The sequence below is a fragment of the Hyphomonadaceae bacterium BL14 genome (assembly GCA_027627705.1).
GTDB lineage: Bacteria > Pseudomonadota > Alphaproteobacteria > Caulobacterales > Maricaulaceae > Oceanicaulis.
In genome coordinates, this window is the sequence record CP091242.1 from 156,314 (window position 1) to 179,989 (window position 23,676).

A 23,676-nucleotide genomic window follows, 5' to 3' on the forward strand; every position below is an offset into this window, starting at 1 on the left:
GGCTCCGCTCAAGGCCGGCGACGGGCTCCCAAGCGCGCACCGGTCCGGACGTCGCCAGCTGGGCGTATGAAGCTGTCGCACTGGCTGGCTGCCCGCTTGCGCGCGGCGCGGCACCGGGCGAGCTATGCCTTGCGTCTTTCCATCATGACTGCTGCGATCATCGCCTGCGGGGCACTTTCCCTGACGGCGGCAACCGGACGCCTCGGTGATGCCGGCGCAGCGCTTGAACGCTGGATCGAGGCGCGTCTCGACAATGCCGGCTATGTGGTCGCCTGGGTGGATGTGGCGGGCGCCCGGCGCGTCAATGCCAGTGAGGTGGCCGAGCTGATCGGTGCTGCGCCGGGTGCGGGCCTGGCCGGGATTGATCCGCAGGAAGCGCGCGCGCGGCTGGAAGCGCTGAGCTGGGTGGAACACGCCCAGGTTCTGCGCCTGTGGCCGGACCGGGTGGGGGTGATCCTCACCGAGCGCGAACCCTTCGCCCTGTGGCAAAACAATCAGGTTCATCATGTGATTGACCGCTCCGGCGTCGTCATCGAGGCTGCCGACCCGGCCGATTTTGTAGAGCTGCCCATCGTGATCGGAGAGGGTGCCCCGCAAGAGACGGCAGCCCTGATCGCGATCCTGGACCTGCATCCCGAGATCGCCTCGCGCACCACGCACCGGGTGCGGGTGGGCGACCGCCGCTGGTCGTTGCGCCTTGCCAGTGGCGGGGAGGTGCTGCTGCCCGAAGCCGATCCGGGCGGGGCGCTGGCGCATTTATCCGCCATGCATGCAGAGCGCGGCGTGCTCGATTACGAAGCCCAGATCATTGATCTGCGCGTGGATGGCGAGATGGTATTGCGGCCCTGGCCCGACCGCACCACAGAGCCGGGCCGGGGAGCGTGATGAGCGTGATCGATCTGTTCCGCACCCAGCCTGGAGAGGCCTCCGCCGCGCGCAAACCGGCGATCTATGCTGCGCTTGATCTGGGCGCGGCCAAGACCGTGTGCTTTATCGCGCGCACCGAGCCAACCCTGGCCGGCCTGCGCCCGCGGGTGATCGGGGTGGGACATGTCTCCACCAAGGGTGTGCGCGCGGGCGCTGTCGTGGATATGGAGGCGGCTGCCGCCTCGATCCGCGCCGCGGTGGACAATGCCGAGCGCATGGCCGGCCAGACGGTGAGCGAGCTGCATATCTCGGCGGCGTGCGGCGGGCTTTCGAGCACGCGTATCGCGGTGGACATGGAGCTCGATCAGCGCGAGGTGCGTGACCGGGATCTGCGCCGTATCATTCACGAGGCCGCTGGCGTGTTTGACGAGCCGGGCCGCACCATCCTGCACGCGCTGGCCCTGTCCTGGCGTGTGGACGGCCATCGCGGCGTGCGCGACCCGCGCGCCATGGTCGGCGAGGTGCTGGGCGTGGACCTGCATCTGGTCAGCTGCGCTGCGGACCCGCTTCATAATCTGGCGGCTTGCGTGGAGCGGGCGGGTTATTCGGTCGCCGGCGTGGCGGCGACGCCATATGTGTCGGGTCTGGCGGCGCTGACGCGCGACGAGCTGGAGCTGGGCGTGATGGTGCTCGATCTGGGTGCCCAGATGACCTCGCTGGCCGTGTTCGCCGAAGGTGTGCTGCAGCATGTGGACGCCATGCCTGTGGGCGGGGCCCATGTCACCAGCGATATCGCGCGCGGCCTGTCTACGCCGATGTCGGCGGCCGAACGCATCAAGGCGCTCAATGGCAGCGCGCTGGACAGTCCCGAAGACGATCAGGTGATGATCGAGGCACCGCCTTTGTCGGGCGGGCCGGCCTCGACCATGACCCAGCATCCGCGGGCCATGCTCAACGCCATCATCCGCCCGCGCCTGGAAGAGATTTTCGAGATGGCCCGCGACCGGGTCAAATCCGCCGACGCCGCCAGTGCCGCCGGGCGCGGACTTGTGCTGACCGGCGGTGCCGCGCAGATGCCCGGCATCGCCCAGCTGGCCGGCCGGGTGATGAGCAAGCAGGTGCGCCTGGGCCGTCCCGAAACCCTCAATGGCCTGGGCGATGCGGTCAGCGGCCCGGCCTTCAGCGCCTGCGCCGGTCTGATCCAGCGCGCCGTTCACGGCCCGGGCGAAGCGCTGGCCGGGCTGCCGCGCATGCTGACCCCCGCCGACCGCCAGCGCCGCACCCATACGCCGGGCGAACGCGGTCCGGCGGCCGTCTGGCGCTGGTTCGCGGAGAGTTTCTAGGCTCTCAGAACTCCGCTTCCTCCCAGTCGGGGACATCGTCTTCATCGGCGCCGATATGGCGCAGATACGACATCACCAGCGAGGAATAGGGCGGCACGGGGATCGAGCTGGCGGTGAAGCTGCCGTCGGGATCGATGGTGTCGCGAATCTCGAAATGGAGATGGTCAGTCGTCATGGAGCGCTGGCACGACCCGCCGCGCCACCCAATGCCGAACCAGTTGGAGACCCGGCCGATGGGATCTCCGGCGCTGACGTCCTGACCGGGCTCCACCTGCAGCGCCGAGCGGGTGCACACGCTGGGCAGGTTGGAAGCGGTGCACTGGGCCGGCGTGGTGAGCTGGGTGAGGTCGCAATCTTCCCAGTGCTCCAGATGCAGATACCAGTAATTCCGGCCGTCATCGCCGCGCAGGCGCACGGTCATGGACGCGATGGAGGAGATATAGCCGTCGGCCACCGCCACCGCCATCTGGCGGTCCTCCAGATTGAAATTACGGGTGCAGACCTCTGGCCGGATGTCCTGGCCGACATGGTGGCCCGTGCTGTTGTCCGGGCAAAACAGGCTGCGGGTGGACGAGCTGCGGATTTCGCAGAAATTGTCCTCGAACGGGTAGTCGAAATTGCGCGCGTCGCACTCGCCCGATCCGCCGGCACCACCGACGCCGGACCCGCTGCCGCCGGGGCGGTAAACCTGGGTGTTGGCGTAGCCGGCGCCATCGAGGGGCCAGGTCAGGTTCGGCGCGAACACGAAATTGCGCGACAGATCGCCGGACCCTGCCCAGCCGGTACCGGAGCGGCCGGCCACGTCCACATTATTGCGATAGTCGAAGGTGGGCAGATCGCCCGGCGGATTCCAGACGAACAGCGTCCCGTCCGGGTCGATTGGTCCGGAGCCGGGCGCCTCGGGCGCTGGCTCTTCTGGCCCCGGTTCCTCCGGAGCGGGCTCTTCGGGAGCAGGTTCTTCGGGCTCGGGCTCTTCTGGCCCAGGCTCTTCGGGGCCGGGTTCTTCCGGCGCTGGCTCTTCCGGTCCAGGAGGCGGCGGTGGAGCGGGTGGAAGGGTGTCCAGCGGATAGAAGACCAGCGCCGCGCCTCCGGCCACGGCCACAACCGCCGCTAGCACATAGTCACGCATGGCTCTCACACCCCCCTCAGATCAGGTCCGGAGTTCTCACTCCTCCGGATTGCCGCCGGCCACCACAAGGCTCCGGACGATGCCGCGAACAGTGTCTTCGGACTGGCACCGTGGATCGCGCGCGGTCGCGCATTCGATGGTCACCGTGTAGGCCGCGCCATAGCGGGAAAAATTCGCGGTATAGCCCCCGCTTTCATCGGCCTGCACCTGAACGCCGTCCGCATCGCGGCCGATATTCATGGTGCGGCGCATCTCCGGCGCGTTCATGCGGTGATGGATGATGCGCGTGCCTGAAATGGCCACGCTCATGCCGTCCAGATCGTACGAGGCGTCGTAGAAATTCGCCCTCGTGCGCAGCATCAGGCCGGGCTCGCCACCCGGCCGGGTCGAAATCACACCGTTCACCCGCGGCAGAAGCACCGGCATGTGCACCGGCTCCAGCCGGCCGGCCAGGCCACGCGACACGAAAGGCGTGTAGCTCTCGGTGGTCACGACCCGCGTCTCCGTCGCCTGGGTTTGCTGGCGGAATTCGCCAAGCTGGCGCTCCATGTCGGAGCGCGCCGCATCCCAATCGATCTCGGCCAGGCGCGGATCGCGCTCACGCGGCGCAGTTTGCGCTGTATCGGTTCGACCCTGCGCGGCCTGTTCAGCGCCACGGCGGATCACCTCCATCTGCCGGAAGCGCTCAATGTCGAAGCGCTCCGGCAAGGGCCGCTGAAGATCACGCTGGGCAGGCACCCGGGCCGGCTCATCACGCTGCTGGGCGAAGGCTGGGGGCGCAATGAGCATGCACGTCAGAAGCGCTGCGCCTATAGCACCCAACCCCTGATGTGTCCGGTTGTTACACGGCTGAGCCATGAATTCCCCCTCCCGGTATTGGTTAATAGATAGCATGAAGGGGTACCCCGAGCCTAGGCCGGAATTGAACGCGGCCAGCCCCGCGCGTTCGCGTGGCGCGATCAGGGCAGGTTTATGGCCGCTTCAACGCCAGACGCCCCGGCGCAGCGCGCCGGGGTCCTGACGTGCTGATCCGGGGCTGGCGTGCTCAGTGCGCGCGGCGCAGGCGCTGTCCGGCAATCTCGTCCATTTCGGCCTGTTCAGCCATCCGCACTGCGTCCTGCAAACGGCTCAGCCGGCGTTCCTCAAGCAGCTCGTACTTCTTGAGATCACCGAAGGCCTGCTCCAGCCGGGACCGCAAGCCATCGGCCTCCATGTCCACATCATGGAGCGAGGTGCGCAGCTTGTCCTTGCGCTGGATGACCGAGCGGGCATAGCTGCCATAGGCCAGATAGCCTTCGCGCGATTCAACCGCCACGCTCTGCTCTTCAGGCACGCTTTCTTCCAGCCGGTCGATCTGCTCGTGGATCGACGCGCGGATGCGCTCGATCTCGGCCATCTGTTTTTGTAGTTCTTCCACCTTGAACCGGGCCAGCCGGATCAGGGGCGCGTGGGACCGCACCGCCATTGTCTATCCCTCCTGTTCCACCACAATATCTGCCAGCTGCGCGAAGCTGGCCTCGATGGAGGCCGCCTCGTCTTTTGTCTGCGCCAGCAATCGTTCAAGCGGTTCGTTGACCGCAATCGCCCGGTCCACCTCCGGGTTTGTTCCGCGGGTGTAGGCACCCAGCCGGATTAGTTCCTCCATGTCGGCATACGCCGCCAGGAGCCTGCGCGCCTCGATCGCCAGGGGCACCTCATGGGGCGCGTAAACCTCTGGCGCGGTGCGCGAGATTGATTTGAGAACATCGATGGCCGGAAACCGGCCGCGCTCGGCAATGGCCCGGCTCATCACCACATGGCCATCCAGAATGCCGCGTACAGCGTCAGCGATCGGCTCGTTGTGATCGTCGCCATCCACCAGCACCGTGAACAGGCCGGTGATTGTGCCCGAGCCTTCGGCGCCGGGCCCGGCGCGCTCCAGAAGCCCTGGCAGTTCGGCGAACACGGACGGCGTGTAACCGCGCGTGGTCGGCGGTTCGCCAGCGGCCAGGCCGATCTCGCGCTGGGCCAGCGCAAAGCGCGTCACCGAATCCATCAGGCAGAGCACGTTCAGGCCCTGATCGCGGAAAAACTCTGCCGTGGCCATGGTGACATAGGCCGCGCGCCGGCGCGCCAGGGCCGGGGCGTCGGACGTTTCGGTGATCACCACAGCGCGCGCGCGCCCGTCCGGACCCAGCACGTCCTCGACAAATTCGCGCGCCTCCCGGCCCCGCTCGCCGATCAGGCCGATGACGATCACATCCGCACCAGAGCCCCGCGCCAGCATGCTCATCAGAACCGATTTGCCCACGCCCGATCCGGCGAACACGCCCAGACGCTGGCCCAGCCGCATGGGCGTGAAAATGTTGAGCGCCCGTACACCCAGCTCCAGCCGCTCGCCCAGACGGGCGCGGCCATGGGCACTGGGCGGACGGCCCTTCAAGGGATAATCGGCCGGACCGTCGGGCAGGGCACCAAGCCCGTCCTGCGGGCGGGCAAAACTGTCGAGCACACGGCCGAGCCAGGCGCGGCTGGGGCGCACCGCCCCTCCATCCGGTTCGATCAGCGCGCGCCCCCCCGGGCGCACCCCGGCCAGATCGCCATAGGCCATCATGAGAGCGGTTTCGCCGCGAAACCCCACCACTTCGCACGTGGTCGGCTCGCCGCCGGGCGCGGCCTCGAGCGTGGCGTGGGCGCCCAGCCGCAGCGCCGCACCGGGCCCCTGAACTTCGATCAGCAGTCCGTTGACCGCGCTGACGCGGCCTTTGAACGTACGGGTCTCGAGCCCCTCGACTCTCTCGATCAAGCTTTGCACAGGGCGTTCCGCCTGTTGTCCGGGCGCGTTTTGCGCCGTTTGGAAACCGGTCTTAACCCAAATGCGGTTTCAGCCGCGTAAACGCCGTGTGCGATTGGGCGATTTATACTGGCGAGGCGGCAAATAGCTGCCAGCCGGTTCCATTTGCGCCGAAAATCACTATTTTCCGCCTCACGCCGCCGCAGGCCGCCCTCATCGTACAGGTGGGCCCGGCGCCGGGTCCATACAGATCGTTCGCGCCCCGGGGGCGTGCGGCCCGAGACACACAACCGTTGGCGCAATCGCCGCCGCCGAGCCATCGACGACGAGGAGGAGCCATGCCGTTTGATAACCGGCCCGAGCCCGTGGCGGGATCCCGCCCCAAGCTGAAAGCGGTATCGCGCCGCCACAAGGACAATGTCTACGCCCGGATCGATGAGACCCGGTTCAACCGCTATATCGTCCACGATATCGCGCGCTATCGCGAGTATGTCGCGCAAGGCGGAGCGGCGGTGTATTCGCAAGGCGAACTCGATGCGCTTGAAGCCTCCGGCGTGTCCGACCGCCTGCCGCCTCGGGCCACGGGCTATTACCTCGATCTCGCCATCCGCTCGCGCGCCGTGCGCAATCTGATCAAGGCGCGCCCCGAAGAGATGGAGGATCTGTCAGGCGAGGCTGATCCGTCCAACCAGCTCAAATACAGCCCCGTGCCGGGCCTTTTGCACAAGTACGAGCTGGTACTGCTCTATGTGGTGCGCGCGTGCTCAAGCTGGTGCCGCTATTGCTACCGGTCCGACTTCCTGACCGGCAAGACCTCCAAGGATACCGGCTCCATCCACGAGATCCGGCAGTATATCGAGGGTCATAACGAAGCCGTCGAGCGCGGCGAGATCACGGACAAGCCGAAAATCCGCGAGGCGCTTTTGTCGGGCGGCGACCCGATGGTTTTGTCCAACCGCAATCTGTTCGATTACCTCAATGGCCTCGCCGAGGCCGGGCTGGAGGTGATCCGCATCGGGACCAAGGAGATGGCCTTCTTCCCCGAGCGCTTCGACGAAAACTTCATGGAAATGCTGGACCTGTTCCACGAGCTGCACCCGCAAGTCCTGCTCGCCTTCATGGTTCATTTCACCCATCCCGACGAGTTCCTGTTGCTGGGCGAAGAAGGCGAATATGTCCGCGGTGAGTCCGGCTGCCTGTTGCGCAATCCGCTGGTTGAGGACGCTGTCCGGCGCCTGCGCTCGCGCCCCTGGATCACGCTGGAAAACCAGACCCCGATCATTGATGACGTCAATGACGATGTTGATGTCCTGCGCCTCCTGCAGCAGGAGCTCAAGCGCATGGGTGTGAACAACCACTACTTTTTCCAGTGCCGTGAGATCGAGGGCCACCGCGCCTTCGCCGTGCCGGTGGAAAAAGCCTGGAAGCTGCATGCGCAGAGCCAGGCCAATCTGTCGGGTATCGAGCGCTCGCGCTTTGCCCTGTCCACCGAGGCGGGCAAGATGGAGATGGTGGCCGTCACCGACGGTGATGAGCGCCTGCGCTCCATTGGCGGTCCGCTGGGCGATGCGCTGGCCGAGGGCGTGGTCGTGTTCCGCCTGCACCGCACGCCTCACGCCGACGCGCAGAGCGATCTGGTGATCGCGCGGCGCAATCCCGACGCGCTCTGGATCACCGGCTATGAGGACCGCATCCTCTATGACGGGCGGGTGCGTTCTCCTGAGGATAAATGGGGGCCGCTCTTGCGCGCCCTGGCGCCGGCGCTGCTCGACGCTGCAGAATAATGCATGCGTTAACCCTTTGAGACTCCTTGCCCGTCACGGATATGGCCGGCGCCGGACTCGATTCGGCCTAATGAGTCAAACGCGCGTTAACTTCCTTTAAGGACTTCTCGCCTCACAGTGCGAACAAGGTTAACGCTTTGGACGTCAGGCGCGGGGTTGATTCGTGCCGGCTGCCTTGGGAGGGGGAACCGATGCGGGTTCTGCTAATTGAAGACGATCGCGCCACGGCGCAGGGGATCGAGCTGATGCTGAAGTCGGAAGGCTTCAACATCTACGTGACGGACCTCGGCGAAGAGGGCGTCGATCTCGGCAAGCTGTATGACTACGACATCATTCTTCTGGACCTGAACCTGCCGGACATGCCGGGTTTTGACGTGCTCAAGACCCTGCGCGTGGCCAAGGTGGACACGCCCATCCTGATCCTGTCGGGCAATGCCGACATCGACAACAAGGTGCGCGGTCTGGGCTCTGGCGCTGACGACTACATGACCAAACCCTTCCATAAAGAAGAGATGATTGCGCGCATTCACGCTGTGGTGCGCCGCTCCAAGGGTCACTCCCAGTCGATCATCCGTACCGGCGATATCGCGGTGAATCTGGACGCCAAGACGGTGGAGGTCGCCAATCAGCGCGTTCACCTGACCGGCAAGGAATACCAGATGCTCGAGCTGCTCTCCCTGCGTAAGGGCACTACGCTGACCAAGGAGATGTTCCTCAATCATCTCTATGGCGGCATGGACGAGCCGGAGCTGAAAATCATCGACGTCTTCATCTGCAAGCTGCGCAAGAAGCTGTCAGCTGCCACGGGCGGCGACAACCATATCGAAACGGTCTGGGGCCGCGGCTATGTGCTGCGCGATCCCGTCGCCGAACAGCGCGCCGCCAGCGCCTGAGGCCTGGCCTGACGCCAACGCAATCGAAAAAGCCCTGGCAGCAATGCCGGGGCTTTTTTCGCGCCGGGCTCGCCCGGATGCAGGGGCGGTGCTATAATCAAACGCCATGAGATACGCACCAATTGTCCTGCTTTCCTGTGTTCTGGCGGCGGCCGCCGCGCCGCAAACCCGCGCCCAGATCGTTATGGGCTCCAGCCAGGCCGAAGCCTGCTATAATGCAGTTGAAGCCGGTGATCGCGGGCGCGCGGCGACCATTGCGCGGTGCCAGGATGCGTTTGACGATGCGCGCCTCACCGCCCGCGACCGGGCCGCGACCCACAATAATCTGGGCATTCTGTTCCACCGTGCCGGCCGCCCGGCAGACGCGCTGGCGCAGTTCGACCGGGCGCTGGCCATCAGTGCCGATCACGCCGCGTTCTGGCATAATCGCGGCGTGGCGCTGATGGGGGCCGAGGATTACGCAGACGCCGTCACGCATTTCACCCGGGCGCTGGACCTGGGCTTCGAGCCGGCGGCCCATGCGCTCTACAACCGGGCCCTGTCGCGCGAACAGACTGGCGATCTGGCTGGCGCCTACCGCGATCTGCGCGCCTCCCTGGACTCCAACCCCGCCTTCGCCCTGGCCCGCGAGGAGCTGACACGGTTTGTGGTAGAGCCGTCGGGGTAGGGGACGGCGGTGCCGTCCCCCGTCCGTCAGTTTCGCCGACACCTCCCCCGCGGGCAGGGGAAGGTAACGCCGCGCCCGCCTACTGCGCCGGCACCAGGCGGATCACTTCGCCGTCGATGTCGTCGACCAGCACGTAGATGAAGCCGTCCGGGCCGATGCGCACATCGCGGAAGCGCTGTTCGCGGTCGGTGAGGAGGTCTTCGACGCCGATCACGCGGTCGCCGCTGATTTCCATGCGCTGCAGGGTCATGCCGGCCAGCGCGGCGTGGAACAGATCCCCCTGCCAGTGCTCGAAGGCATCGCCGGTATAAAACGCCATGCCTGCCGGCGCGATGGAGGGGCGCCAATACCAGATCGGCGGCTCGAACCCGGGCCGGTCGCGCTCTTCGGTAATCACCGAGCCATTGTAGTTGATGCCATAGGTTACCGTGGGCCAGCCGAAATTCGCGCCGGGCTGGAGGATATTGATCTCATCGCCGCCGCGCGGTCCGTGCTCGGTGGTCCAGACCGATCCGGTGGCCGGGTTGCGGTCAATGCCCTGGACATTGCGGTGGCCGAAGCTGAACACCCCTGCCGCACCGGCCTCGATGTCCGGATTGCCGGCGGGAATCGAGCCGTCGGGATTGAGGCGCACCACGGTGCCCAGATGATTGGAGGGATCTTGCGCCTCCTCGATCGTGCGGCCGCCATCGCCCAGGGTCAGGAAGAGTGTGCCGTCCTCATTGAACAGGATGCGCCCGCCGAAGTGAAAGCCAGCAGCCTTGTCGATATTGGCGCGGAACAGCACCTCCACGTCTTCCAGTGCGGTCATGCCGGTATTCAGTACGCCGCGGGCCAGCGCCGTGCCGTTGGCACCTTCAGTGCCTTGGGCGTAGCTGAAATAGACGTGTCGGGAGGTTTCAAAGTCCGGGGCGATGCGCACATCCATCAGACCGCCCTGACGGACGACGATCAGATCCTCTGGCAGGCCGGCAACCGGGTCGGTGCGCAGGCTGCCGTCCGCTTCGATCACGCGCAGCCGGCCCTCGCGTTCGGTGACCAGCATGGCCCCGTCCGGCAGGAAATCGATCGACCAGGGAAACTCGAGGCCTTCAACCACCGTCTCGACGGTGAAATTTGCCTGCTCGCTCTCTTGGACCTCGCTGGCGAGGGCCGGGGCGGTGAGCACAAGCGCGATGGCGCTGGCGCTGGCGAGGTGACGCATGGGGTCTCTCCCTTCGGCTGCAAACGGTTACGCCCACTACATAGGGGCTCGTCCGAGAAAGGGAACTGACGATTGCGTCAGATGCTTGCGGTGTCAGCCTGCGGCGGCCAGGCGCCGGGGCGCGTTGGAAAACGCACCGGCCATGCGCCGCATCCGGCCCGAGAGGTCCGGTTCAATGGCGGCGGTGTGCGTCCAGCGCCGGCGCAGACGCACCGGGGCGCTGGCCAGCGGTTCGGGCAGAATGGAGCTGGCGGCTTCAGCCATGGCCCACAGGCCGGCACCGGCGGCAGCCACGCCCGGACGCAAGGCACGTCCGGTGCTGAGCGGGGTTTCATAATCGGTGTAGTAGGTTTTGTAGACCTGCTCCCCGCGGCCCAGATCAACGCGGTCGATGCCCATCGCCCCCGCCTGCTCCAGAATCCCGTGCAGCAAGAGGAGGCCTGGAGACACGCTGGCAAAGCGCGCATCATAGGCCGGTATCCAGGAATGATAGACGCCCCCGGCGGCCATCCCCATCTCTACCGCCGCCAACTCGTCACCCAGATAGAGCGAGGCCACAAGGCCCCGGAACGGCCCGAAGGCGCGCGCTGCCGTCCCCGCCAGTACGGCATTGATCCAGCTGACATCGAACAGATCGACCAGGCCGGAGGCGCGGTATTGCGCGCTCTTCCAGGCTTTCAGCGCGGCGAAGCGCTCGCCCAGCGGGTCGCCGAACACAACGCGTATGTCGCCAAACTCACGCTCGGCCTTGCGGCGGCGCTGATCTATTTTCTTGAAATGCGAGCGGTACAAGTTGCGGCGCGCCGCAAACCAGGCCTCGGCACCGCCGGTCAGGTCAATCACCGCCGACCCGCCACGCGCGCTGACCTTGCCCGGTGCCGGCCCGATCCAGTTTTCGTACACCAGGCTGCGCGCCCCCAGCGTGCGCAGCAGCGCTTCCTCACTCACCTGAAGGCCGGGGCGGCCGGCGAAACCCTGGTAGTCCGACAGCGGTGCGCCCACCGGGCGCGCCACGCCATCAGCGCCTACATGGCAGGCGAAAAAGCCGACGGGCGCGCCCTTTTCCTCGGCGATCATGACACGGACATCCCCGCGTTCGGTGTCCACCATGTCGGCGAATTCGGGCATGAGATAGGGGCTGATCAACTGGCCGTGGGACAGGGCCAAAGCCCGCCAGGCGTCACGGTCGCGTGCGCTCAACTCGCTCAGCGGTGTGTCAAACAGGCGCATGACAGGCCTCCCGGGGTTGTCCTGGGCCATGTCCTGCAAGGGGCGCGCCGCTTGAACGCGGGCGGCGCATACCGTATTTATTCTTTATGACCGTACGCACGATCCTGACCGTCCCCGATCCGCGCCTGAAACTGGTGTCAAAGCCGGTGGCGGGCGTCGATGATGAATTGCGCGCGCTCATGGATGACATGGTCGAGACCATGTACGCCGCTGACGGAATCGGGCTGGCGGCAATCCAGATCGGCGTGGACAAGCGCGTCATCGTCATGGACCTGTCCGATTCGCGCAATGAGCCGCGTTATTTCGTCAATCCGGTCATTACGCCCCTCACCGGGGAACTGAAACCCTATTCGGAGGGTTGTCTCTCTGTGCCGGAGATTTATGACGAGGTTGAACGACCCGTGCGAGTGAAGGTCAACTATCTCGACTATGACGGGTCAGCCCGCGAGGAGATCGCTGAAGATCTGTTCGCCGTGTGCATTCAGCACGAAATGGATCATCTAGAAGGCGTGGTCTTTATCGACTACCTGTCCCGGCTCAAGCGCGAGCGCGCCGTCCGGCGTGTTCAGAAACTGATGAAATCCAAAGGGGAGGCCGCCTGATATGAGACATTTGCTTTTGATGACGAGCGCTTGCGCGCTGGCGCTGGCTGCGTGCGAAGACGCGCCGGAGCGCGAAGAGATCGAAGAGTCCGCGGCTGACGCCATTGAACAGGTCCAGGAGGCCGGCGAAGACGCGCTGGACGCGCTGGACGGTGCCATGGACGATGCCGGCGACGAGATCGACGCCATGATGGACTCTGACGATGCGGCGTCCGCCGGGCTGATCGAAGGCCTCGGCGCGCTGTGCGGCCAGTCCTTCGCCGGGTCCATAACCAGCGCCGAGGATCCGCGAGATGATGGTTTTGCCGGACGTGATCTGATCATGCATGTGCGCGAGTGCATGGATGACGAGGTCCGCGTGCCTTTCCATGTCGGCGATAACCATTCGCGAACCTGGCTGATCACCCGGCTGGAAGACGGTCGCCTGCGCCTGAAGCATGATCACCGCATGGAAGACGGATCAGAAGACGTGCTGACCCAGTATGGCGGCGAGACCGAAGCGCCGCCCGCGGGTGCCCGCGCCGAGTTCGTGGTTGATACGTTCAGCCAGGAATTGTTCGTTCGCGAGGACATTCCGGAATCGGCTACCAATATCTGGATCATGGAGCTGACCGACACGGCGTTCTATTACCGCCTGACCCGGGAGAACCGCTTCTTCGAGGTGACGTTCGACCTGACCCAACCGGTCGATACCCCGCCCACCCCGTGGGGCTGGGAAGACTAGGTCTTTTCAGATCGCAGCCTGAAATCACCCCCGGCGCGCCGCGCCGGGGGTGTTTCATGTCAGCGCGGGCGCCCGCCGCGATACGGCTCCACCGAGCGGGCGGTCATGGAATAGGCGATTGCCGCCAGCTCGGTGTCCACGCGTTCGATCTGCATGCGCCCCTCGATCCAGACCGGGTCCCACAGGGCATTGAACTGGATAGGGTCGATAGAGCGCAGATAGACAATCTGGTTGGGCGGAGGCGCGGGCGTGTGAATGCAGGCACCATGATAGGGCAGGAACAGAAACTCCCGCGCCGAGCCTCGCTCGACATAGTCGAGCGGCAAGAGATAGCCCGGCATGCGCACGATCAGCCCGTCGAGATCCTCCACCACATTGAATGACCCGACCTGGCCCTCCACCAGGCCTTCGCCCAGAAAGCGGCCCATCAGCGACGGATCGCGCCGGCCCTCATTGAGCGCCGCCAGCGCCTCCAGCTCGTCATCGGGTATCAGGTCGCTCCAGCCGAGCAGTTCAGCCGGCGCGTCCGGGTCCACCGGAACCAGGCCGGCCATGGCGTCCGACGCGCCGGGCGCGTCGTCGCCACTGCACCCCGCCGCCGGCAGGGCGATGAGGACGAGAGCGGCGAGCAAAGCTCGGATCATGGCGATTGGCTCCAACTTGGCAGGGCGGATTGGGCGATTTCCAGATGATAAACGCACCATGCACCCTGTTTTAAGACCTATAGGGCACGATTGTCGTGTCAGAACCGCACACAGAGGCGGTCGCAGGAAGGGTGTTGGGATGGGTATGCAGGCGAACCGCGCCGTTGAGCGCGACGACGACATCTCCATGAGGGTGCGGGACGCGCGGCTCCGGCTGATCGCGCGCAGCGGGCTGGCCTCCGGGCCGTTGAACGTGCTCAATGCCGGCTTGCTGGCAGTGTTTCTCGCAGGCGGGGTCAGTCCCTGGATCCTGGGTGTCTGGCTGGCGGCGGTGGTTGCCGTGTCGGGGGCCCGGATGGTTGTGCTGCTGCCGGCCCGCAAGCCGGGCCGCGCGCTGAGCCCGCGCATGATGGCCACGTTCATCTTCCTCTCGTGCGCCATGGGTGCCCTTTGGGGCGCAGCGCCATGGATGGTCGGCGAGGGGGCGTCGCCTTACGCGCTGACGGCCGCTCTGGTCTTTGTCGCCGGGATGACGGCGGGCTCGGCCCTCACATCGGCTGCCGCGCCGTCCGCCGTTCTGGCCTACAATGCTCCGGCGATTCTCATCAGCGCCGCGAACCTGGTCTATATGGGCGGGTTTTTCGGTTTCCTGTTCGCCGGCGTCCTCACCTTGTTCCTGGTGGTGACGTTCAAGCTGGCGCGCACCTTCTCGGACACCTTGACCGACGCGGTGCGCAGCAATTTCGATCTTGAAGAGGCCCGCCGCCAGACCGAGGCCCAGGCAGCGGCCATGACGCGCCTGGCTGAACATAATGACCTGGCGGCGCGCCGGGCCGAGGATCAGGCCCGCGCCAACGCTGCAGTGCTGGCCAATATGAGCCATGAGCTGCGCACGCCGCTCAATGGGGTGCTGGGCATGGCGCACCTGCTGGAGGAGGCAGGCCTGGAAGGCGAGCCGGCGCGCATGGCTGCGCGCGTGCGCGAATCCGGCCAGGCGCTGGCGCGCATGCTGGGCGATGTTGTGGACGTGGCGCGCATCGAGGCGGGCCATGTGGAACTGAATATCGAGGACATGACGGCGCAGGGGCTGGGCGAACGCATCCGCCGCGCCGCCGGGCCGGAAGCGGCCTGTAAAGGCCTCGCCCTGACTGTAGGATATGAAGGCGAAACGGACCGGGCGCTGCGCGCGGACTCAGGGCGCCTGTTCCAGATGGCGCAGATCTTTCTTTCCCACGCCCTGCGCACGACCGGCGAAGGCGGCGTGGATGTGACCGTGGCCACCCGGTTGGATGATGCGGGGGCGGCGCGCCTGCGTGTCACAGTGCGCGATACCGGCGAAGGTGTGCCGGAATCGGCCCGCAACCGCCTGTTTGATTCCCTCGCTCAGGATAGCGTCGACCCCTATATCCGCGCCAATGGTGCCGGTCTTGGCCTGCACCTGGCCAAGCGCCTGGCCGGGCTGATGCAGGGCCGGGTCGGCTATGAACCTGGACCCGCGCAGGAAGGCTCTGTGTTCTGGTTCGAGGTCACCTTGCCCGTGTCGTGCAAGGCGGACCGCTATGCCGATGGCGAGACCTTCAGCCTGACCACGCGCCGGCTGCGTATGCTGGTCGCAGAGCGCGATGCGGCCCGGCGTTCGGTGCTGCTGGGCTATCTCAAATCGTTCAACTGCGTGGTGACATGCGTCGGCTCCAGCGCCGAGCTGGTGTCGGTGCTTGGCGCTGCGGCCTATGACTCGGTCGTGGTCGGGCTCAGCCTCGAGGACTGCGAACCTGAAGACGCCTGTGATGACGTGCGTTCGCTGGCGTCCACAGCCGCCATGACCCCGGTGGTGCGCCTGGTGCGCGATCTTGAAGCGCCGGTGCAGACCGGCGCGGCGGAAACCCTGGTGCGCGCGCCGGTGTCGGCGGACAATCTCAAAGCTGCGCTGGTCGAGGCGCTCGCCAGCGATCTGGCGGCCTCGGCCACGTTGCGGCGGATCGCCTGATCCGTCAGCCCGGTCTTGAGCTCGCCTCGCCGCGCACCCAGGCCAGGAAACCGGGCGCGCTGCCGGTTTCGTCCACGTTCAGCGCAATCACGCACGGTTCGTCATACGGGTGCAGACGCGCCAGACGCTCGCCGAGGCTGGCAGCCTTGCCTGCCGAGGTCTTGAACAGGGCAATCACCTCTCTCTCCCGGCGCATCTCGCCTTCCCACAGGAACAGCGACTGGCTCTCGCCCAGAATGTTGGCGCACGCGCACAGGCCTTCGGCGAGCACCGCCTCGGCAGCGCTCTCGGCGCTCCCGGCATCCGGCCAGGTGGTATAAAGCAGGCCCATTGCGCTGCCGCTCATGACGCTTCTCCTTGCAGAATGTGTCGTCACGACAGATATACACGCCCCTCATGGAGGATGCGATGGATCACGGCGCACGCGCACTGGTGCTCTTGTCGGGCGGACAGGATTCGGCTGCCTGCCTGGCGTGGGCGCTGGCGCGCTACGGGCATGTGGAGACCATCGGCTTTACCTATGGCCAGCGCCACAGCGTCGAGATGGAGGCGCGCCAGCGCGTGCGCGAACAGATCGCGCACCATTTCCCCGACTGGGGCACGCGGCTGGGCGAGGACGTGGTGGTGGACCTCGCCGGTTATGGTGCCCTGGCCGAAAGCGCGCTGACGCGCGATGTGGCCTTCGAAATGGGCGCGCGCGGCCTGCCCAACACCTTCGTGCCCGGGCGCAATCTGGTCTTCCTGACCGTGGCGGGCGCCCATGCCTGGCGCCGTGGCCTGTCGCATATCATCACCGGCGTGTGCCAGACTGATTATTCAGGCTATCCTGACTGCCGCGAGGACACGATCGCGGCCCAGGCGCGGGCCCTGTCGCTGGGGCTTGATGCGCCGGTGACCATCGAGACGCCGCTGATGCATCTGACCAAGGGCGAGACCTGGGCGCTGGCTCAGGAACTGGGCGGGGACGCGCTGGTGGACCTGATCGTGGAGCACAGCCATACCTGCTATCGCGGCGTGCGCGATGTGCGCCATGAGTGGGGCTATGGCTGCGGCGCCTGTCCGGCCTGCGATTTGCGCGCCAAGGGCTGGCGCGACTGGCGCGGCGCATGACCTACGCGGTCAAGGAAATCTTTCTCACCGTCCAGGGCGAGGGCGGCCAGGCCGGGCGCCCGGCCGTGTTCCTGCGCTTTGCCGGATGTAACCTCTGGAGCGGGCTGGAGCGCGACCGCGCCAGCGCCGTGTGCCGCTTCTGCGACACCGATTTTATCGGGACCGACGGCGTCAACGGCGCCAAATTCGCCACGGCGCAGGCGCTGGCCGCCAAAATCGCCTCGCTGTGGCCGGGCGGCGGCGTTCCCTATGTCGTGTGCACCGGCGGCGAACCGCTCCTTCAGCTGGACCGCGCCCTGATCGATGCGTTGCACGACGCCGGGTTCGAAATCGCCGTGGAGACCAACGGCACCATCGAAGCGCCCGATGGCATTGACTGGATCTGCGTCAGCCCGAAATCCACCGCGCCGCTCAAACAGATCTCCGGCCACGAGCTCAAACTCGTCTATCCCCAGGCCGACGCCATGCCGGAGCTCTACGCCCATCTCGATTTTCAAGAATTCCGCCTGCAGCCCATGGACGGGCCGGACCAGATGGCCAATGCTCAGGCGGCATATGAATACTGCCTCAAGCATCCCCAATGGCGGCTGAGCTTGCAGACGCACAAGTGGATTGGCGCGCCTTAGGGGGGGCTGCGAAAGCAGCGCCAGGCACCGCCCCCTCACCTTACCTCTCCCCCATAAATGGGGGAGAGGTGGCTTTTGGTGTTGCATCGTCATGGGTTGGGCCAGGCGCTTGCATTTCCCGAAGAAAATCTGCGTCAAAGCCCCCTCGCCCCTCTGAGAGGGGAGAGGATAAAGGTGANGGGTGCGGCGCCATTGGGCGCCGCACTTGGTCTCACCCTTCCGCTTCAATAAAGCCGCGGCTGCGCAGCAGCGGCTCCACCGACGGTTCGCGGCCGCGGAAGTTGATGAAGTTGTCCATCGCCGGGATCGTATTGCCCGAGGAGAACACGGCGCGCAGGCGTGCAGCGGTTTCCGGATCGAAGATGTCGCCGGCTTCCACGAAGGCATCGAAGCCATCATTGTCCAGCACGCCGGCCCACAGATAGCTGTAATAGCCCGATGCATAGCCTTCACCGGAGAAAACGTGGAGGAAGTGCGTGGAGCGGTGGCGCATGGGGATGGCCTGCGGGCTGCCATAGCGCGCCAGCACTTCGGCCTCGAACGCCTCGACATCGATGGAGGTCGGGTCGATGTGGCGGTGATAGGCCATGTCCACCAAGCCGGAATTGAGGAATTCCACCGTGCTGAAGCCCTGGTTGAAGGTCTGGGCTTCCAGCACCCGGTCCAGCAGCTCGCGCGGCATGGGTTCGCCGGTTTCGTAGTGCAGGGCGAAGCGCTCCAGCACTTCCGGCTCGGCGAACCAGTGCTCCATCACCTGGGCGTGGAACTCCACGAAATCGCGGTCCACCGACGTGCCCGCCAGCGACGGGTATTCGGTATTGGACAGCAATCCGTGCAGGCCGTGGCCCAGCTCGTGGAACAGGGTGGTGGCGTCGGTGAACGAAATCAGCGCCGGAGCGCCTTCGGCGGGGCGGTTATAGTTGCAGTTGTTGATAATGATCGGGATGTCGCCGGTGATGCCGTTCTGCGGGCGGAACGAGCTCATCCAGGCACCCGAGCGCTTGCCGGGACGGGCGAAATAATCGCCGTAGAAAAGCCCGACCACCTCGCCGCCATCGGCGCGCGTCACTTCCCAGACGCGCACATCGTCGTGATAGGTTTCGATATCGGTGCGCTCGGTGAAGCGTACGCCGAACAGCCGCTCGGCGACGTAGAACTGCGCCGCGATCATGTTGTCCAGATCGAGATACGCCTTCACTTCGCTCTCATCGAGGTCGAAGCGTTCGGCGCGCACCTGTTCAGTGTAATAGCGCCAGTCCCAGCCCATCACGTCGTCTTCAATGCCGTCGCGGGTCATCAGGGCTTCGATATCGGCTTGCTCTTCCAGAGCGCGCGCGCGCGCCGGCTCCCAGACCTGCTCCATCAGCCCCTGCGCGGCGTCCGGAGTGCCCGCCATGGTCCCGGCGGTGCGGAAATGGGCGAAGGTTTCAAAGCCCAGAAGATTGGCCAGCTCCAGCCGCAGTTCCAGGATGCGGCGGATATTGTCCTTGTTGTCGAACTCGTTGTTGTTGTTGCCGCGATTGTAGAAGGCGGTCCAGGCCGCTTCGCGATGGGCGCGGTTGGGCGATTGCTGCAGGAAGGGCTCCATCATGGAGCGCTGCAGCGTGAGCACGGGCGTGTCCAGATCGCGCGCCTGGCCCGCGGCGCGGGCGGCCGAGGCGAGGCTCGAGGGCAGCTGCCCCAGATCATCCTCGCTCAGCTCCAAGGTCCACAGCTCGCTGTCGCGGCGCTCGTTCTGGGCAAAGCGGGTGTAGAGACCGGCCAGCTCGGCGCGGATCTCGGCGAAGCGCTCGCGGTCCTCGCCTTCCAGCTGGGCGCCGGCGCGCACGTAATTCTCGTGATAGACCTCAATGAGGCGCGCCTGCTGCGGGGTCAGATTGAGCTCATCGCTGCGCTGGCGCAGGTCATCGATGCGGGCGAACAGGTCGGCGTTCAGCGTGATCGCCGAGCTGTGGCGCGCCAGGCGTGGGCTCATCTCCGCCTGGATGGCGTCGAGGGCGTCATTGCTGGCCGAGCTGGTCAGATTGCTGAACACGCGCGCAACACGTCCGAGATCGGCGCCGGCGTTTTCCAGGGCCAGCATGGTGTTCTCAAAGGTCGGCGTATCGGGATTGGACGCGATGGCGTCGATCTCGGCGCGATGGGTCTCCATCGCCGCTTCGAAGGCCGGCACGAAATGCTCGGGCTGGAACTGGCTGAAGGGCGGCGCGCCGTGGGGCGTGTCCCACTGCGCCAGAAGCGGGTTGCTCTGGGCGGCGTCGGCGCGATCTTCGGCGGCACCCGCTTCGGCGGCGGCCGCGGCGTCGGCTTCGGTCTGGGCCACGTCCGGCGCGGGCGGGGTCTGTTCTGCGGGATCGCAGGCGGCCAGCAGCAGGGCGGCGGCAGCGGCGCCAAGGTACAGATGCGTCTTCATGGAATGGGCCTCAGGGGTTGATCGCCGCGCACGTGCGGCCATGTTGGATTGCCCCCTTTTCTAGTCATACAAGGGGAAAAGCGCAATGCCGGGGGGCTGTGCCGGCGAGGACCGGCTGCGGGCCGCGGATGCGCGCGCGCCCGCTCTCGCCTATCTCAGGGCATGGATGACCTACGAGCAGGAGCACGACCATGGCCGAGGCAATGACCACTGCGCCCGAGGGCGAAACCCGCGAACAGGCCTATCAGCGCCTCGCCCGCGAGATCGCCTCTGTGGTGGCGGGCGAGACCAGTGCCACCGCCCGCTACGCCACGGCGGCCTGCCTGCTGGCGCACGCGTTTGCGCCGCGGTTTTTCTGGACCGGCTTCTATGTGGTGGACCCGCACAAGCCGCGCGAACTGGTGGTCGGCCCGTATCAGGGCACGCTGGGCTGCCTGCGCATCCCTTTCGGCAAGGGCGTGTGCGGCGCGGTGGCGGCGTCGGGTGAGACGCTGATTGTGCCCGATGTGGAAGCCTTCCCCGGCCATATCGCGTGCGACAGCCGCTCACGCTCTGAAATCGTGGTGCCGGTGTTTGCGCCCGACGGATCGCTGGCCGCCGTGCTGGATGTGGATTCGACGGAGCCTGACGCGTTTGACGAAACGGACCGCGTCGGGCTTGAGGCGATTTGCGGCGCGTTGTTGGGGTAGTCACCCAATTCTGCTTTCCCGGACGGCGTAGCCGATCCGGGACCCATCCCCTGCCATCTCAACTGTTCAGGCGGCGGCGCAGTCTGGTGGATGGATCCCGGCTCTCCCTGCGGTCGGCCGGGAAGGCAGGTTGTTGAATGCCCCACCTACTCCGCCGCCAAAGCCATCCCCCGCCCCGACCGAACCAGCCGTCCGGGCCGCGCCTGCGTCACCTCGTCATCGCGCACCACCACCTCGCCAGAGACAATCGTCGCGCGATAGCCCTCGGCCTTTTGCAACAGGCGCTGGCCGCCGGCGGGCAGGTCCTGGACCAGGTAGGGGGCGTGCACGCGCAAGCGTTTCGGGTCGATGATGTTGAGGTCGGCTTTCAGGCCCGTTTTGATCCGGCCCCGGTCGGCCAGGCCCAGATAATCGGCCACATCGCCGGTGAGCATCTGCACCGCGCGCGCCATGTCTATGCGCGGCCCGCGCGTGCGGTCGCGGGTCCAGTAGCTCAGGAGATAGGTGGGAAAGCTGGCATCACACACCGTGCCCACATGGGCACCGCCATCGGACAGGCCGGGTATGGCCAGGCGATGGGTCAGCATGGCGTGGACATTGGCGTAGTCGCCTTCGGTGTAGTTGTAGATCGGCATGTAGATCAGCTCACGCCCCTCGCGCGCAATCACCGTGTCGTACAGCTCCTCCCACACGCTGACCCCGCGCGCCGTGGCCCTCGCGCCGATGGAGCGGTCCAGCGTCTGCTCGTAATCGGGATCATCGGACAGGGTGAACAGCTTGGAGGCCACAAACTCCATGTTCTCGATCAGCATGTCGGCGATGGGCGGTACCGACGAGCCGGGGCCTGCGAGCTTGTCGGAGGTCTGGCTTAGCAGCTCGGCCTTGAAGGCGGGCTTGGCCATCTCGCGCACCCGTTCGTCCAGCGGCAGATGGGCGATGGCCTTGTAGGCGGGATAGCCCATGAAGGGGTGGAAGGTGCATTGCAGCCCCAGAAACACGCCGATGGCGCGCGGCGCGACCTGCGCCCTGACGGGATAACCCTCGGCGTCCAGCGCCTCGAGGCCCTTGAGAATCTGGCGCCACTGGTCCGGCGCAAAATCGCGCTGCATCACCGAGATGGAGAAGGGCCGCCCGCCCGCCGCCTTCACATAGGCCTCGATCACCGACCATTCGGCAGGGAAGCTCTCTGAATCGCGCTGCAGATCGAAGTCCGACACCGCCTGGATGACGCCGTGATCGCGTCCCTTGAAGGCGCTGGCGATGCCCGCGAGCTCTTTGGCCGTGGCTTCGGACGCCGGGGTCCATTCGCCGTCGGCGGTGCGGTGCAGGTCTGACCGCCCGGTGGAGAAGCCGATCGCGCCTGCATCCAGCGCCTCGCCCACCAGATCGCGCATCCGCGCAATCTCGTCCTCGCTGGCCTGGGCGTCGAAGCTGGCGCGCTCGTTCATGACATAGACGCGCAAGGGGTCGTGGCCGACCATGGCGGCGATGTCCATGGTGCGCGGCGTGGCGTCCAGCGCGTCCATATAGTCGGGGAAGCTTTCCCAGTTCCACGACAGGCCCTCGGCCAGCGCCGTGCCGGGAATATCCTCCACCCCCTCCATCAGCCGGATCAGCCGGTCGTGATCGCTGGCGCGCACCGGCGCGAACCCGACCCCGCAATTGCCCATCACCGCCGTGGTCACGCCATGGCGGATGGACGGCTCCAGCCGGTCATCCCAGGTGGCCTGGCCGTCATAATGGGTGTGCGCATCAATAAAGCCCGGCGTGACGATGCAGCCCTTGGCGTCAATCGTCTCGCGCGCTGCGCCCGGCGCGTCGCCCATCGCCACGATCCGGCCGCCTGTGATGGCGATATCGCCGGTGAAGGGGGGCGACCCCGAGCCGTCATGGATCAGGCCGCCGGTGATTTTCAGGTCATAGGTCATGGGGTCTCCTTATTCGGCAGGCTCCGCTTTCGCGGCGGGCCAGTGCGCATCATAGAGGCGGAAGGCACCCGCCAGGCCGAGGCCCGCGAACAGATGCCAGATCGACCATACGCCCACCACCGCCGCCGCGCCGCCCAGCCCGTCAAATTGCGAGAGCAGGATCACCAGGCCCAGCCCGGCATTCTGGATGCCGACCTCAAACGTCAGCGACCGGCGGCGCGGTGTGGTGAAGCGCAACATCCGCCCGGCGGCCGCGCCGGTCAGGAAGGCCAGAGTGTTATGGAGGATCACGATCCCCAGCACCGCCCCCGCTGTCGCCGTCAGCAGCGCCCAGTTGGCCGCCAGCCCGCCCAGCACCATGGCCAGAATGCCCAGGAGCGCTGCGATCATCAACACAGGCCGCACCCGCGCTGCAATGGCCGGATAGCGGAACGCGAACGCCATGCCCAGCGCCAGCGGGATCGCCAGAATAAGTGTGGTCTGGATCACGAACGCCGCCGGGCTCACCGTGATCTCGTTCACGATGGCCGCGGTGGGCGCGTAAAGGCTGGTCCAGAACAGGATGGAGACGGGGGTGAGCAGGGCGGCGGCGAGGCTCGACGTGCCGGTCAGCGCCACCGAAAGCGCCGTGTCGCCGCGCCCCAGCTGGGTGAAGAAGTTCGATACATTGCCGCCGGGGCAGCACGCGACCACGAGCATTCCCAGCGCGATAGAGGGTAAAGGATTGATCACATAGATCAGCGCCAGCGTCATCAGGGGCAGGGCGATGATCTGCGCCGCCGCTGCGCCGGTGAATTTGCCAGGCTGATGTTTCAGGAACAGGAAATCACGCGGCCTCAGGCTCAGCGCAACGGAAAACATGATCGCCGCCAGGATCACGGGCAGGATCCAGTCCCCGCCCGGTGCCAGCTCGATGCGCGCAGCGTCCAGCGCAGCGGCGTCCATGATGATCTCCTCCCGACAGTCTGCGAACGGTGTCCGGCCCGCGTCTGGCGGCGGGCCTGTGAACACTGTTCGCCGCGCACCATGGCCGCGCCGGGCGGGCCTTGTCGAGGGGGCGAGG

At 66.2% G+C, this 23,676-nt stretch carries 22 protein-coding genes; 11 read left to right on the plus strand and 11 right to left on the minus strand.

The window, feature by feature from the left end; genetic code table 11:
• Positions 1 to 66: 66 nt before the first annotated feature.
• Positions 67 to 885, plus strand: coding sequence for a cell division protein FtsQ/DivIB (locus L2D00_00685; GenBank protein ID WBQ13218.1), 819 nt, complete (start codon positions 67 to 69; stop codon positions 883 to 885).
• Complete coding sequence (gene ftsA / locus L2D00_00690) at positions 885 to 2,210, plus strand: cell division protein FtsA (GenBank protein ID WBQ13219.1); 1,326 nt, start codon at positions 885 to 887, stop codon at positions 2,208 to 2,210. The genes L2D00_00685 and ftsA overlap by 1 nt, the downstream gene beginning before the upstream one ends.
• A gap of 4 nt (positions 2,211 to 2,214) precedes the next feature.
• Here ftsA and L2D00_00695 read toward each other — a convergent pair whose 3' ends face one another.
• From L2D00_00695 to fliI, 4 genes are all read right to left on the minus strand, one after another.
• Positions 2,215 to 3,339 carry a M23 family metallopeptidase gene (locus L2D00_00695; GenBank protein ID WBQ13220.1) on the minus strand — a complete coding sequence of 375 codons (1,125 nt, stop codon included), beginning with the start codon at positions 3,337 to 3,339 and terminating at the stop codon, positions 2,215 to 2,217.
• A gap of 36 nt (positions 3,340 to 3,375) precedes the next feature.
• The gene (locus L2D00_00700) at positions 3,376 to 4,128 is read right to left on the minus strand and encodes a hypothetical protein (GenBank protein WBQ13221.1); all 753 of its coding nucleotides are present in this window, start codon (positions 4,126 to 4,128) and stop codon (positions 3,376 to 3,378) included.
• 256 nt (positions 4,129 to 4,384) lie between these two features.
• Complete coding sequence (gene fliJ / locus L2D00_00705) at positions 4,385 to 4,804, minus strand: flagellar export protein FliJ (protein ID WBQ13222.1); 420 nt, start codon at positions 4,802 to 4,804, stop codon at positions 4,385 to 4,387.
• Positions 4,805 to 4,807: 3 nt separating this feature from the next.
• Positions 4,808 to 6,133, minus strand: a complete 1,326-nt coding sequence (gene fliI, locus L2D00_00710) for a flagellar protein export ATPase FliI (GenBank protein WBQ13223.1) — start codon at positions 6,131 to 6,133, stop codon at positions 4,808 to 4,810.
• Positions 6,134 to 6,450: 317 nt separating this feature from the next.
• Here fliI and L2D00_00715 point away from each other — a divergent pair, with 317 nt between their 5' ends.
• The 3 genes from L2D00_00715 to L2D00_00725 all read left to right on the plus strand — a co-directional run bounded on the left by L2D00_00715 (position 6,451) and on the right by L2D00_00725 (position 9,456).
• The gene (locus L2D00_00715; protein WBQ13224.1) at positions 6,451 to 7,896 is read left to right on the plus strand and encodes a hypothetical protein; all 1,446 of its coding nucleotides are present in this window, start codon (positions 6,451 to 6,453) and stop codon (positions 7,894 to 7,896) included.
• Between the two features lie 191 nt (positions 7,897 to 8,087).
• Positions 8,088 to 8,789 carry a response regulator transcription factor gene (locus L2D00_00720; protein ID WBQ13225.1) on the plus strand — a complete coding sequence of 234 codons (702 nt, stop codon included), beginning with the start codon at positions 8,088 to 8,090 and terminating at the stop codon, positions 8,787 to 8,789.
• Between the two features lie 106 nt (positions 8,790 to 8,895).
• Positions 8,896 to 9,456 (plus strand): tetratricopeptide repeat protein, encoded by a 561-nt coding sequence (locus tag L2D00_00725; protein WBQ13226.1) that lies wholly within the window; start codon positions 8,896 to 8,898, stop codon positions 9,454 to 9,456.
• A 79-nt stretch (positions 9,457 to 9,535) separates the two neighbouring features.
• Here the strand turns inward: L2D00_00725 and L2D00_00730 are convergent, their stop codons facing one another.
• The gene (locus tag L2D00_00730) at positions 9,536 to 10,660 is read right to left on the minus strand and encodes a PQQ-dependent sugar dehydrogenase (protein ID WBQ13227.1); all 1,125 of its coding nucleotides are present in this window, start codon (positions 10,658 to 10,660) and stop codon (positions 9,536 to 9,538) included.
• Between the two features lie 93 nt (positions 10,661 to 10,753).
• Positions 10,754 to 11,890, minus strand: coding sequence for a GNAT family N-acetyltransferase (locus tag L2D00_00735; protein ID WBQ13228.1), 1,137 nt, complete (start codon positions 11,888 to 11,890; stop codon positions 10,754 to 10,756).
• An 86-nt stretch (positions 11,891 to 11,976) separates the two neighbouring features.
• Between L2D00_00735 and def the strand changes: the two genes are divergently transcribed.
• The gene (gene def, locus L2D00_00740) at positions 11,977 to 12,492 is read left to right on the plus strand and encodes a peptide deformylase (protein ID WBQ13229.1); all 516 of its coding nucleotides are present in this window, start codon (positions 11,977 to 11,979) and stop codon (positions 12,490 to 12,492) included.
• 19 nt (positions 12,493 to 12,511) lie between these two features.
• The gene (locus L2D00_00745; GenBank protein ID WBQ13230.1) at positions 12,512 to 13,216 is read left to right on the plus strand and encodes a hypothetical protein; all 705 of its coding nucleotides are present in this window, start codon (positions 12,512 to 12,514) and stop codon (positions 13,214 to 13,216) included.
• A gap of 59 nt (positions 13,217 to 13,275) precedes the next feature.
• On the opposite strand, the gene L2D00_00750 is transcribed toward L2D00_00745, so the two are convergent.
• Positions 13,276 to 13,860 (minus strand): DUF3299 domain-containing protein, encoded by a 585-nt coding sequence (locus L2D00_00750; GenBank protein ID WBQ13231.1) that lies wholly within the window; start codon positions 13,858 to 13,860, stop codon positions 13,276 to 13,278.
• Positions 13,861 to 13,999: 139 nt separating this feature from the next.
• Between L2D00_00750 and L2D00_00755 the strand changes: the two genes are divergently transcribed.
• Positions 14,000 to 15,847 carry an ATP-binding protein gene (locus L2D00_00755; protein WBQ13232.1) on the plus strand — a complete coding sequence of 616 codons (1,848 nt, stop codon included), beginning with the start codon at positions 14,000 to 14,002 and terminating at the stop codon, positions 15,845 to 15,847.
• Positions 15,848 to 15,851: 4 nt separating this feature from the next.
• On the opposite strand, the gene L2D00_00760 is transcribed toward L2D00_00755, so the two are convergent.
• Positions 15,852 to 16,193, minus strand: a complete 342-nt coding sequence (locus L2D00_00760) for a divalent-cation tolerance protein CutA (GenBank protein WBQ13233.1) — start codon at positions 16,191 to 16,193, stop codon at positions 15,852 to 15,854.
• 62 nt (positions 16,194 to 16,255) lie between these two features.
• Here L2D00_00760 and queC point away from each other — a divergent pair, with 62 nt between their 5' ends.
• Together queC and queE are read left to right on the plus strand one after the other, a co-directional pair.
• On the plus strand, positions 16,256 to 16,957 hold the full coding sequence (queC, locus tag L2D00_00765) for a 7-cyano-7-deazaguanine synthase QueC (GenBank protein WBQ13234.1): 702 nt from the start codon (positions 16,256 to 16,258) through the stop codon (positions 16,955 to 16,957).
• Positions 16,954 to 17,583 (plus strand): 7-carboxy-7-deazaguanine synthase, encoded by a 630-nt coding sequence (queE, locus tag L2D00_00770; protein WBQ13235.1) that lies wholly within the window; start codon positions 16,954 to 16,956, stop codon positions 17,581 to 17,583. The genes queC and queE overlap by 4 nt, the downstream gene beginning before the upstream one ends.
• A gap of 211 nt (positions 17,584 to 17,794) precedes the next feature.
• On the opposite strand, the gene L2D00_00775 is transcribed toward queE, so the two are convergent.
• Positions 17,795 to 19,996 carry a M3 family metallopeptidase gene (locus L2D00_00775; GenBank protein ID WBQ13236.1) on the minus strand — a complete coding sequence of 734 codons (2,202 nt, stop codon included), beginning with the start codon at positions 19,994 to 19,996 and terminating at the stop codon, positions 17,795 to 17,797.
• Between the two features lie 191 nt (positions 19,997 to 20,187).
• Here L2D00_00775 and L2D00_00780 point away from each other — a divergent pair, with 191 nt between their 5' ends.
• Complete coding sequence (locus L2D00_00780; GenBank protein ID WBQ13237.1) at positions 20,188 to 20,685, plus strand: GAF domain-containing protein; 498 nt, start codon at positions 20,188 to 20,190, stop codon at positions 20,683 to 20,685.
• A gap of 146 nt (positions 20,686 to 20,831) precedes the next feature.
• Here the strand turns inward: L2D00_00780 and L2D00_00785 are convergent, their stop codons facing one another.
• Together L2D00_00785 and L2D00_00790 are read right to left on the minus strand one after the other, a co-directional pair.
• Positions 20,832 to 22,613, minus strand: coding sequence for an amidohydrolase family protein (locus tag L2D00_00785; protein ID WBQ13238.1), 1,782 nt, complete (start codon positions 22,611 to 22,613; stop codon positions 20,832 to 20,834).
• Between the two features lie 9 nt (positions 22,614 to 22,622).
• Complete coding sequence (locus tag L2D00_00790; GenBank protein ID WBQ13239.1) at positions 22,623 to 23,558, minus strand: bile acid:sodium symporter family protein; 936 nt, start codon at positions 23,556 to 23,558, stop codon at positions 22,623 to 22,625.
• Positions 23,559 to 23,676: the final 118 nt, after the last annotated feature.